We start from the raw sequence: 11,834 nt of genomic DNA, 5'->3' as shown, positions 1-11,834 counted from the left end.
CGTTATCCTCCCTGACTGGATAGAGACTTTAATGTATCTATGGCGACTTCTGCCATGAAATGACTACCCATTGGCAAAGCTTTTTCATCTAATTGAAAGCCTGGATCGTGCAGCGGTTTTTGTTCAGCTGCCTGTTCGATTTGTGTTCCGAGCCAGATGAACGCGCCGGGGTAGTCGAGTAAAAAGCGTGAAAAATCTTCTCCGGCGAGGGCTGGTTCTACTTGGGGTGTCGCATTTTCCCCAAAGATACGCTGGGCCGTTTTTCTCGCTTGCTGGGCATAGGCAGGAGTGTTGATGGTAGCAGGATAGCCATCTAAGTACTCAATGTCTACCTCAGCATCGAACGCTTCTGCTGTTTGGTTCAGTATGGTGTGGAAGCGCTTTTTGATCATTTCTTTCACTTCCGGTTTGTAGGTTCGGACCGTCCCTTCGAAGCTGACTTCTTTAGGAATGACGTTGTAACGGTCACCGCCTTCAATCCTGCCGATTGTAACGACAGCGGAATTCAATGGGTTGACGTTACGACTCACAATCGTCTGGAGACTTGAGATCATCTGATTGGTAATAATGATCGCATCGTTTCCTTCATGTGGCATGCTCGCATGGCCGCCTCTTCCGGTGACTTTTACAGTAAAGCGATCGGATGCGCCCATCATCTCTTTGTCACGGATGCCCATTTCCCCGACTGGTAGCCCAGGCCAGACATGCTGTCCGTAAATGACGTCCGGTTTGTATTCATGAAAAACACCATCTTCCATCATCGGTCCAGAACCACCAATGGGGGAGGATTCTTCTGCAGGCTGGAAAACAAGGAGAACGGTTCCTTCGATTTGTTTCTCTATCTTTTTGAGAGCATAGCCTGTACCAAGGAGCATAGCCGTATGGGCATCATGGCCGCATGCGTGCATTATGCCTTCCACTTCAGATGAGAAATCATGATCATTCGTTTCCTGGATGGGAAGTGCATCCATGTCGGCTCTTAAGGCAACGGTTTTGCCGGGTTTTCCCCCCTTGATGATGCCAAGAACACCCGTCCCGGCAAAGCCATGTTCATAGGAGATTCCATATTCCGTCAGTTTCTCTTTCACAAGTTCCGATGTGTTTGTTTCTTCTCCGCTCAATTCTGGATATTTATGCAATTGTCGTCGGATTTGATAGATGTCATTTTCGATATCGTTGATGTGTAATTGTAAGGTTTTCAAAAAAGACACCCCCTTTTTTATATTCTGGACATTGTCCTTAAATGTTCCGTTATTTATGTACTATAACAAATGATTTATGAAAATTCACTAGTCTGTCACATTATTTTTTTGACTTTTTTATAAAAAACTTCCCGGTAATAGCTATAATATCAACGGTTGCGACTTTATAGAAAATTTTCAAAAAAAATATTTCATGTGCTGGATTTTTGATAGTATGTGAATTTGAAAATAACAGCTTGCTGAAATAAAGAAGAATGAATGTCCGTAATTAATTCTAACGAAACAGAGACGGAAATTTTATTCAACAGAAGAGAGATTTCAGTGCTTGGACGGTTGTCGTTATGGTTAGTTTGAATTTTGCAGATGTCTCTGCGATTAGAGGAGATTATCACTCCTTGAGCGGGGGGCATTTCATCCCCGAATTTGACTGTGTAGGGACTGTCATACAAGTAGGTGACGATGTGAAAACATTTTCCATAGGTGACCGTGTGACTGGATTTCCGAATGGTGGAGGATTGGCTGAATATGTGAGCGTGAATGGTGATCTTGTTTACCGTTTGCCTGATGACGTGGTATTTGATGAAGCTGCAGCTGGAGGAGTTGGCCTGACATTGATCCAATTGCTTAAACAGAAAAAAGCCGAAATTTTTGGGACAGTAGGTAATGAAGAGAAAAGAAAGTTGATCAACAATTATGGAGTTACTCAAGCTATTCCATATCGGACGAGTGATTTTGAGAAAGAGATTATGAGTTTAACGAATGGGACAGTGGTGAATATCGTCTTTGATTCTGTCGGGGGTGAAATATTGGAGAAAAGCTTGAATTGTGTAGCTCCTTATGGAAAGCTCATTACTTATGGTCATGCTTCTGGTCAACCTGGGAAGGTGTTAGCGACAGATCTCCATTCAACATCCAGGTCGATCATAGGTTTTAGTTCTGGTCAGCGCGAACATGACACTTCAGAAATACTGAGAGCCAGCGCAGAAAAGGTGATACGTTTACTATCAAATAAAGAATTGGACGTTAAGATAAGTCATAAGTTGAGTTTTGAGCATGCCAATGAAGCCTTTTAATTGATGGCTGATCGAAATAATATAGGGAAAATAGTCATCACTACCTGATAAGAACATGTGAACTGAAGGCTGTATTTTCAGATGGACAAGATCTGAAGCATTGAATGGGGATTTCCCGAAACTGAAAAATTCGGTAGATGGTAATAGATTAATCGAAAGAAGGGTGCGGGGACAATGATTAAAGCTGTGATTTTTGATTTAGATGGAACATTACTAAACCGAGATGAATCAGTAAGGAAATTCATCGATGACCAGTATGAACGATTGAATAACTGGCTCTATCCAATCCCGAAAGAAGAGTACATACAAAGATTCATTAAGCTGGAGCATCGTGGTTATGTATGGAAGGACAAAGTTTATAAACAACTGATTCATGAATTTTCTATCGTGGGTCTTACTTGGAATGAACTGCTCCAGGACTATTTGGATCACTTCAAAGAAAAATGTGTTCCGTATCCTGATCTCTTGGAAACGCTCGAGAAACTGAGACAGGAAAATTTTCTTATTGGCATGATTACTAATGGGAAAGGTCAGTTTCAAATGGATAACATCAAGGCTTTGAAAATAAATCAATACATGGATGCCATTCTAATATCGGAGTGGGAAGGAGTGAAAAAGCCTGATCCAATAATTTTTAAAAGAGCATCGGAAAAGCTCAATATTTATCCGGAAGAGTGCGTGTTCATAGGGGACCATCCGGAAAAAGACCTGCAGGCAGCCCAAGCAGTTGGAATGAAAGCTATATGGAAAAGGGACCATCATTGGGGCAGAGTGAAAGCGGATTATGTGATTGATGATTTAAAGGAAATACCTGAAATCATCGGACAGTTAAAATAACTTACATATAAGAACCTGGATGAATAGTCGCTCTTCAAGGCTGGTTCTTCCATTTACAAGTCATAATGATGTGGTTTTCCTTTAATTCGGCGGTAAGGCTTCCGTCCATTTTATTCATGAGGCTTTTGGCAATTGGTAATCCTAAGCCTGTGCCATCTCCGGCCCTTGTACGATCCGCTTTATAAAAACGGTCAAACAAGTGGTTTAAGTCTTGTTCACTTAAATGGTTAACAGAGTTACTAATGATCAGATACGCAAAGTGATCCTCTTGTTTTAACTGGATAGATACAGAGCCGGTGGAATGTCTTATGGCGTTTACAATTAAGTTTTCAATCACTCTCTTTACAGCAGATGGATCTGCAGTTATTGACAGGTCCCCGTTTGGAATCGTAATGTCAGGCTCCAGGTTTTTTTGATTGAATTCTTCGTAAAATCCTAAGAGTACTTCCGGTGTCAGCACATTCAACTTGACCGTTTCTAATTTCAATGGATAATCGACTTGCTCTATAATAGATAGTTCGAAATAATCCTCAAGGAGCACCTTTAATCTTTTGGCGCTATCTTTGATTATTCCTGTGTACTCTCGTTTTAATTCTGGGGGTATTTCATCGGACTCAAGGAATTGAATATACCCGAGAATCGATGTCATAGGAGTGCGAATATCATGGGAAATGTAGGAAATCGCCTTTTTCAATTCATTTTCAGATGAGCGCTTGTCGGCCTGTGCCTTTTTGGTTGAATCGATTTGTTTATTTATTTCGTTAGTCAACTCTTCCATATCTTTGTCATAAAAGTGAAGATCTATTTTCTTTGAAGTTAGCCCATTGTTGAGGGCTTTAAGCTGCCGGGAAGCTCTTTTGATTTCCCTTTTCACAAAAAATAGGCGGGTGAGTATCGTTATTAAAATGAGTATGCTTACGATTGTTAGATAGATCATCTTCACCCGCCTCCTTGCTTACTTGATTTCTTTTTTATGGAAAATGAAGCTTCCGATCATTCCGGACACTATAAATGTCAAAATGGGAACGAGGACCAATGTAATCACTTCATTAGTGGCCAGTTGACTGATGTTCACAATATCATAAACCAAATTAAACACAGAATGGCTGATTACGGGTTCAAGGAATGGGACTTTTGCTGCTAACACTTGCAGGGGCCAGTCAACCAATAAAAACAATAAAAGTAAAAATCCTATCGTCTTTCCACTATCAGAAAATATCGTCGCGAAAATAGCCATGATCGAGGCAAAGCCAGCTCCATAAAGGGCGATCAATCCAACCGTCTGGAAGTAGAAAGCCATTTCCGGCATGTCGCTGAAACCAAAATACAAAGCACTTGCCCCTGTCATGAAAACAGGGAGGATTAAGGATAGGATAATCGCTCCAACGGAAAATACCATCGCCTTGGCAAAATAAATCCTTACTCTGTTATTCCCTGATGAGGTGATGCTTTTCATCGTTCCGATCGAGTATTCACTTGTAATAAAGAAACCAGCGAGAATACTGGGGATCAGCTTTACGATGTCTGTGTGGACACTAAGTACAACATTTAAGTAATAATCGCTGACAGTAGGCAGGCCTGCCTGCGCTCCATCGAACTCCAAAAGTGGGAATAGAACAGCCACGGCAATTAAAAAACCAGTCAATACGCGGAACGATTGGTCTTTTGTCAGCTTGAACCATTCAGATTTGATCAGGTTACCCATTGTGGACACCCCCGATCCGTTTAGAAAAGTAAGTCTCTAAATCTTCTCCCGACGGCATGAATTCTTCGATCACGAGCCCTTGGTTTGTCAGCGTCTGAGAAACTTCCCCTGGCACATCCACGAATTCAAACATTTTAATCGAACCGTTTGGCATCACTTCAAAATTCTTCGTTTGTAAATGTTTTTCTAGGACAGTAGCCGCTTTGTTAGGGTTATTCACCTTGATATGCAGGTACTGCTGACATTTATCATTCAGCTCTTTCAGGGACATTTGGTCGATCAATTTCCCATTATGAATAATTCCATAATGAGTGGCTAATAAATGAAGTTCACTCAATATGTGGCTGGAAATGAGAATGGTAATGTCATATTCCTGATTGAGCTTCTTTAGCAGTTCACGGATTTCGACTACTCCCATCGGGTCTAAACCATTGATCGGTTCATCGAGAATCAGGAATTCAGGGTCACCTAATAATGCGATAGCGATCCCTAAACGCTGCTTCATACCTAAGGAAAAGTTTTTGGCTTTCTTTTTTCCTGTGTCCATTAAGCCGACGAGTGTAAGTGTCTTTTCTATACAGTCTTTACCGGGGATTCCTTTTAAAAGACGATGTGCCTCCAAGTTTTCAGAAGCGGTCATATTCGGATATAAGGCTGGACCCTCGATGATTGTACCGATTCGTTTTCTCGCTTGAATCAGCTCCTGTTCATTGCTCTCCCCAAATAACTCGATTTTGCCATTGGTCGGCTTGGCAAGACCGCAGATCAGCCGGATCAAGGTGGATTTTCCAGCACCATTTTGTCCGATGAAGCCATAAATCTCTCCTCGCTTAATAGACATGTTCACTTTATCAAGCGCCATCGTATTCTTGTATTTCTTTGAAAGCTGATTCGTTTGAAGTACATATTCATTCATCACGTCTTTTCCTCCCTGTACTTTCTCGTTTTTTCTCTTGCACACTTACTACTATAAGGAGGAAAACATAAGAAAGGCTTAAGATAATCCTTAAGAAAACCTTAAGTTTTAAGTTTATAGCCCATGCCCCAGATCGTTTCAATATACTCTTCCTCAGGGTCGGCCGTTAAAAGTTTACTTCTCAGATTACTCATATGGACGTTGATCGTATTATCATCACCATGGAAATTTTCATTCCAAACACTCTCGAATAAATTTGCTTTTGTGTACACTTTTTTAGGCGAGGAAATGAGAAGGGATAAAATTTCATATTCCCGCGCTGTTAATTTTAATTCCTTCCCCTTTACTGTGACACTCTTCAGTTCAGCGTCCAGGACAAGGTTTTTGTGATGATACTGATTAGATCCCTGCACTTCCATCCTTTGAAACCTTCTTAAACACGAATCAATTCTGGCAGAAACCTCATCGACATCAAAAGGTTTTGTGATATAGTCATCCGCTCCCGCTCTCAGTGTGTCGACCTTTGTTTGGGTCTCCTGTTTGGCTGAAATTATGATAACGGGGACATGGATCTCTTGGTTCAATTTCGTTAAAATTTCTTCCCCGGGTAATCCAGGCAGCATGAGATCCAACAGAACCAGATCCCATTGTTGATTCTCTAAGTAAATGGCAGCCTCCGTACCTGAATAGGCTGGCTTTGGATGATAACCGTTCTGTTTGATGACATTACACAGTAACCGGTTAATATCATTATCGTCTTCAATGACTAAAACATTTATTGTCTGATTCATAACTTTCATCCTCACCGTTTTATAGCGTAGATTTCCTTTAATATCTTCAGAGACTAAAAAAACATGAATAGTCTTTATTATAATCCAACAATCGTCTGTGTAAAATTGATCCAAAACTGAATTCCACTAAGGAACGTAGGTGAATAGCAGTGCAAATAGATGTGAAAGGAAATATTCGGAAAATGCCGATAAACTTCGGATGCAATCAATTGTCGAAGTTTAACTAATGGTGAGACCAGTTATGATAGGGTTCAAATAAACATTGACCACTTTGGTCATTCTTTGTTATTATAAAATTGACCGATGTGGTCATTTCAAGTAAGAGGGGTGTCTTACAATTAATGCTAAATTTTATAATTTGAAAATCGATAAACAAGAGCGAATAATCAATGCCGCAATGAAAGAATTTGTGAAAAGCGGTTTTGATAAAGCCTCAACAAATGAAATAGTCAAAGAGGCTGAAATATCAAAGGGTTCCTTATTCAATTATTTTATGAATAAAAAGGATTTGTATCTTTTTTTAATTGAGAGTTCAGTTAAGATCATTGAGCAAATTTATGATGACATAGACTTTAATGAACAGGACCTTTTTAAAAGGATTGGTCAGATAGGGTTGATTAAATTAAAGATTCAAAAAAGATATCCTCTGGTATTTGATTTTCTTAAATCACTGGGAGATGAAACAGCGTCAGAAGTAAAATCCGAGATCGATCAAATGAAGGGCAATATATTGGAGGATGGTTTGAAAAGAATCTATCAGAATATCGATTGGTCAAAATTTCGAGATGATATTGACCCTGAGAAGGCGATCCATATCCTTAACTGGTCTATGGTCGGATTTGCAGAAACGCAACTTAAAAAATTGGATTCTTTTGAAAATGTCGGAGGCCAGATACTTGACGAATGGAACAGCTATGCAGAAATTCTCAAACATAGTTTCTATAAACAGGGGGAGGAATGAACATGAGCTTATTAAAGGTGACGGATTTAACAAAGAAATTCGGCAAGTTTACAGCATTGGATAGAATTAATCTTGAGGTCGATAAAGGAGAAATTGTAGGGTTTATCGGTCCGAATGGTGCAGGTAAATCGACTGCGATTCGTATATTATTAGGCATATTGAAAGCGACAGATGGAGACGTGAAGATTTTCGACAAGGATGCCTGGCGTGATGCTGTGGCCATTCACAAAAGAATTGCCTATGTCCCTGGTGATGTGAATCTATGGCCCAACTTAACTGGGGGAGAGGTCATTGATTTATTTGTGAAGTTGAATGGGACAGTAAATAACGCAAAACGTGAGGAATTAATAAAGAAATTTGATTTAGACCCTTCTAAAAAGTGTCGAACCTATTCTAAAGGAAACAGGCAGAAGGTTGCTTTGGTTGCTGCCTTTTCATCTGAGGCAGACCTTTATATCCTGGACGAACCGACTTCAGGGCTGGATCCTCTTATGGAAAAAGTGTTTCAGGAATGTGTGATGGAATTGAAGTGCCAAGGAAAAAGTATCCTGCTTTCCAGTCACATTTTATCCGAGGTAGAAAAACTCTGCGACAGGGTGAGTATTATACGGCAGGGAAAAATAATCGAGTAGGGTTCATTAAGCGAACTGCGGCACCTGACAAGGACGCAAATGCTCGTTGACACTAAACAGCCGATCACAGGGTTGAAAGAGCTGGAAGGCTTGCATGAGATCGAAGAAGGGGAACATGGGGTTTCGTTTCAAGTGGAGACCGCGCAAATCGATCCGGTTATCAAACATATCAGTCAATTCGGTATCATCAAAATTGAGAGTGCTCCGCCAACCTTAGAGGATTTATTCATGCGTCATTATGAAGGGAAGGAGACAGAAGGGGGAGAAGTACACTGATGGCAGGGAATTTAATGGCTAAAACGGCGTACCTTTCAAAATTCATTCTCCGGCTTGATCGCATCCGGATTCCGATTTGGATCATTGCTCTTACTTTTTTTACGCTCATTGTACCAATGTCTTTTGTAGATCTTTATGGTTCCCAACAGGAAAGGGAGGCAATGGCCCAAACGATGGCAAATCCAGCTATGACCGCCATGACTGGGCCAGCTGATCTAGCAAACTATACGCTTGGTGTCATGACAGCACATCAGATGCTGCTCATCACAGCTGCGGTGGTCGGGTTGATGAGTATTCTCCTGGTGACTCGCCACACACGTGCCGCTGAAGAAGATGGACGCTTGGAAATGATTCGTTCCTTACCAACAGGACGGCTTTCTTATTTGAATTCCGTTCTGATTGTCATATCAGGGGCTTGCGCGGGGTTAGCATTGCTCAATGGCTTCGGACTCTACGCTCTCGGTATAGAGAGTATGGATTTGGAAGGCTCATTATTGTATGGGGCAGCCCTAGGTGCCACGGGCTTATTTTTTGCGGGAGTAACAGCTGTATTTGGTCAGCTTTCAGACAGTTCACGCGGTACGGTCGGTTATTCGATTGCCTTCCTGCTTATCGCTTATCTTTTCCGTGCAGTCACCGATGTCAGCAATGAGGCGTTATCGTGGATTTCACCGCTTGCCTGGGTGACTAAAGCGCAAGTTTACGATACGAATAATTGGTGGCCGGTCATTTTAATGGTGTTTGTTTCGGTGGTCCTTTATGGTGTGGCAAATTACCTGAATGCAATCAGGGACTTGGATCGCGGCTTCTTGCCATCCAAACCTGGTAAGAGATATGCTTCCCGCTTTTTGCAGAGTCCCATCGGTCTTGCTTTAAGGTTACAACGGACCGGGATCATCTCATGGGCTGTGGGGATGCTTGTATTAGGAGCTTCTTATGGCGCTGTGTTAGGAGATCTTGAGTCGTTTTTCTCCAGTAATGAAACAATGAAACAGTTGCTTAAGCCGGCGGAAGGGGTGACATTGGTTGAACAGTTCATTCCGATGCTGATGATTGTCATTTCACTGCTTGCCACTGTGCCTCCTGTCATGGCAGTGAATAAACTGCGGGCTGAGGAGAAAAAGGAACAAATTGTTCATTTGTTAAGTAGAAAAGTTTCCCGGAATAAGCTGTTAGGCAGCTATCTGCTGATTTCGATTGGCAATGGATTTGTCATGCTAATGCTTGCAGCGCTTGGGTTATGGTCAGCGGGGACGACAGTAGTTGATGGCGGATTATCGTTTCAAATGATTTTTGGGGCAGCCTTGTCTTATTATCCCGCCATGCTCGTCATGATCAGTATAGCCGTAATGCTGATCGGTTGTTTGCCGAATTTGACGGGCTTTATTTGGCTCTATGTTCTTTATTCCTTTTTGGTATTGTATTTAGGAGGATTATTTCAGTTTTCCGATTGGGTCGGCAATCTCTCACCTTTTGGTCACGTGCCGCAAATACCGATTGAAGATTATTCATTCATGCCACTCGCTGGATTGGGCTTGTTGGCTGTCTTGCTGACAATAGCAGGTTTTATAGGCTTCAATAGACGCGATATTAAACTTTATTGAACTGGACATTAACTGACTGACGAAGAAATTCATAGAGCATCGATGAAAAAGTATTCACTCGATGCAAAGCAGCAACTGAAGAACACAACTTTTTGAAGTATACATCTAATAAAGAAGCCGAGTTGGACGATTTTATCGTTCATTTCGGCTTCTTTTATAGTGTCGACGGGACATTTGGGCTCCTAATCTTTCATGAATATTAGTGTTCGTTTACTATTGACGGTGAAGATTGCTAACGCGTACATGCAGAGTGGTTTTCTTTCATAAGTCATAGAATATTACTCTTTTTAGATGGGCCACTGTTGATTCCACGATGAGCGGTCGGTGGTGACGCCTGCGGGAACAGCGCGAGCCGAAGATCCACTTGGTCAAGTGGTCTTCTTGACCAAGTTAGCTGAGGCCGTGCCCGCGGCAAGCATCCACCGACAAGCGATTCGTGAGAAGCAACACCAAACTTTAACAGCTTCTCTAGATTGAAAAGGGTTTTTCAGTTGCCTCACTCGTTGCTATTCCTTTTTTATTTATCTGACGCGGTTTTAGTTTTGGAAAATAAAAATGAGTTCACCTAAAATTTGGTACTTGTGATAAACTCAGGTTATCAAAGTTGCCCTATTAAATTAGAATAATCGTCATAGTAGGTTAGCCAAGAATGAAAGTTGAGAAGGAGATAGGAAATGGATCTGCATACAGAGAGACTGAAACTTACCCCTTGTACGAATGAGTCATTAATGACCTATTCCACAAATGGATACGAACCCGGACCTCATATTGAAATGTATCTTGAGGAATTAAAAAAAGAAGCATCTGTTTTAGGTTGGGGAGTCTGGCTTATTGTTGATAAACAAACGAATGAAATTATCGGTGATATGGGCTTTAAAGGTAAGCCTGATGAAGAAAAAGCTGTTGAAGTGGGCTATGGTATCGAATCTGCACAACAAAATAAAGGTTTTGCGACAGAAGCATTGAAATCTATCATTGAATGGGCATTCAACACGGGTTCGGTAAATAAAATAATGGCTGAATGTCTTGAGGATAATGCACCTTCAATAAGGGTGTTAGAGAAAGTGAATATGATAAAAATACATAAAGATGAAGGTATGCTTTATTGGCAATTATATAAATGATTGTCTAAAGTACTCTGTTAAGTGAGTTAGTCAAAAATACGAAGAGGCTGGGAGAAAACGGTAACTGCGACTGGAAAAGACGATGAGGAGGTTGAGGCTGTGCCCGCGGAAAGCGAAGTATGTTGACGGAGCAGCGAATGCATTTATTGCTTCATAAAGGAAACCCGAACGTTTTTTCGTTCGGGTTTTCTAGTGGGGAAATTCTTTTATCCCAGGCACTTTGCTGCTTTTTGAAAGAAAGCGATTGAAGCTTGAAACGGAATTGTTCGTTGAACGTATGTAAAGTGAGGAGTGATAACGTGAAGTGGAAATGTTTCGGTATTGGATTTGTAGTAACCCTCACTTCCTTTATTTATGGATTTTCAACAAATGAATGGGAAACAACTGTGAAATTAATAGCGATCAGTGCTGTCGTCCCGTTATTGATTACTGGCCTTTTAACAGGGGCTTTCGTGAGCGGGGATCGGAATAGGGCAAATAATCATACAGAAGTTAAGGAAGATAGAGAGCCTAAGAACAAATGGATCACGGGATTTTTGTTGATTAGCGCTCCAAATGCAGTGTCCATCATTATTTTGATAATTACAGCAATGATCAATATTTAAATTTCATTTTGTGAGACGTCATGATCACGGTGATAGGGAGTGATAAGGTGAAGAAGTTTTTATTTGGTATCGTGCTAATTTTAACAGGGTGTTCAGTGGATGGTCAGG

The 11,834-nt window shown here is 41.1% G+C and carries 12 protein-coding genes and 1 pseudogene; 8 read left to right on the top strand and 5 right to left on the bottom strand.

From position 1 onward, the window contains the following. Positions 1 to 2 precede the first annotated feature (2 nt). Positions 3 to 1,211 (bottom strand): M20 metallopeptidase family protein, encoded by a 1,209-nt coding sequence (locus ACTWPX_RS17225; RefSeq protein WP_443120801.1) that lies wholly within the window; start codon positions 1,209 to 1,211, stop codon positions 3 to 5. A gap of 332 nt (positions 1,212 to 1,543) precedes the next feature. Here ACTWPX_RS17225 and ACTWPX_RS17220 point away from each other — a divergent pair, with 332 nt between their 5' ends. Then, on the top strand, positions 1,544 to 2,275 hold the full coding sequence (locus tag ACTWPX_RS17220; protein ID WP_443120800.1) for a quinone oxidoreductase family protein: 732 nt from the start codon (positions 1,544 to 1,546) through the stop codon (positions 2,273 to 2,275). 174 nt (positions 2,276 to 2,449) lie between these two features. Then, positions 2,450 to 3,112 (top strand): HAD family hydrolase, encoded by a 663-nt coding sequence (locus ACTWPX_RS17215; RefSeq protein ID WP_443120799.1) that lies wholly within the window; start codon positions 2,450 to 2,452, stop codon positions 3,110 to 3,112. A gap of 34 nt (positions 3,113 to 3,146) precedes the next feature. Here ACTWPX_RS17215 and ACTWPX_RS17210 read toward each other — a convergent pair whose 3' ends face one another. From ACTWPX_RS17210 to ACTWPX_RS17195, 4 genes are all read right to left on the bottom strand, one after another. Further along, the gene (locus ACTWPX_RS17210) at positions 3,147 to 4,049 is read right to left on the bottom strand and encodes a sensor histidine kinase (protein WP_443120798.1); all 903 of its coding nucleotides are present in this window, start codon (positions 4,047 to 4,049) and stop codon (positions 3,147 to 3,149) included. Positions 4,050 to 4,067: 18 nt separating this feature from the next. After that, complete coding sequence (locus ACTWPX_RS17205; protein WP_443120797.1) at positions 4,068 to 4,817, bottom strand: ABC transporter permease; 750 nt, start codon at positions 4,815 to 4,817, stop codon at positions 4,068 to 4,070. Next, positions 4,810 to 5,733, bottom strand: coding sequence for an ABC transporter ATP-binding protein (locus tag ACTWPX_RS17200; RefSeq protein ID WP_443120796.1), 924 nt, complete (start codon positions 5,731 to 5,733; stop codon positions 4,810 to 4,812). Before ACTWPX_RS17200 ends, ACTWPX_RS17205 begins: the two co-directional genes overlap by 8 nt. A 101-nt stretch (positions 5,734 to 5,834) precedes the next feature. After that, the gene (locus ACTWPX_RS17195) at positions 5,835 to 6,524 is read right to left on the bottom strand and encodes a response regulator transcription factor (RefSeq protein ID WP_443120795.1); all 690 of its coding nucleotides are present in this window, start codon (positions 6,522 to 6,524) and stop codon (positions 5,835 to 5,837) included. Between the two features lie 358 nt (positions 6,525 to 6,882). On the opposite strand from ACTWPX_RS17195, the gene ACTWPX_RS17190 reads away from it, so the two are divergent. The 6 genes and pseudogenes from ACTWPX_RS17190 to ACTWPX_RS17165 all read left to right on the top strand — a co-directional run bounded on the left by ACTWPX_RS17190 (position 6,883) and on the right by ACTWPX_RS17165 (position 11,726). Beyond that, positions 6,883 to 7,485, top strand: a complete 603-nt coding sequence (locus tag ACTWPX_RS17190) for a TetR/AcrR family transcriptional regulator (RefSeq protein WP_443120794.1) — start codon at positions 6,883 to 6,885, stop codon at positions 7,483 to 7,485. A gap of 2 nt (positions 7,486 to 7,487) precedes the next feature. Further along, positions 7,488 to 8,393, top strand: a pseudogene (locus tag ACTWPX_RS17185) (ABC transporter ATP-binding protein). Continuing rightward, entirely contained in the window at positions 8,393 to 9,997 is a 1,605-nt protein-coding gene (locus ACTWPX_RS17180) for an ABC transporter permease (protein WP_443120793.1), read from the top strand. Before ACTWPX_RS17185 ends, ACTWPX_RS17180 begins: the two are co-directional and overlap by 1 nt. A 324-nt stretch (positions 9,998 to 10,321) precedes the next feature. Then, entirely contained in the window at positions 10,322 to 10,474 is a 153-nt protein-coding gene (locus ACTWPX_RS17175; RefSeq protein WP_443120792.1) for a hypothetical protein, read from the top strand. A 197-nt stretch (positions 10,475 to 10,671) separates the two neighbouring features. Then, entirely contained in the window at positions 10,672 to 11,121 is a 450-nt protein-coding gene (locus ACTWPX_RS17170; RefSeq protein ID WP_443120791.1) for a GNAT family N-acetyltransferase, read from the top strand. Between the two features lie 299 nt (positions 11,122 to 11,420). Continuing rightward, positions 11,421 to 11,726, top strand: a complete 306-nt coding sequence (locus tag ACTWPX_RS17165) for a DUF5316 family protein (RefSeq protein WP_443120790.1) — start codon at positions 11,421 to 11,423, stop codon at positions 11,724 to 11,726. Positions 11,727 to 11,834 lie beyond the last annotated feature (108 nt).

It is taken from the genome of Halobacillus sp. H74, assembly GCF_052246715.1.
GTDB classification, from domain to species: Bacteria; Bacillota; Bacilli; order Bacillales; family Halobacillaceae; genus Halobacillus; species Halobacillus litoralis_A.
This window is presented reverse-complemented; position numbering and strand designations above follow the sequence as displayed.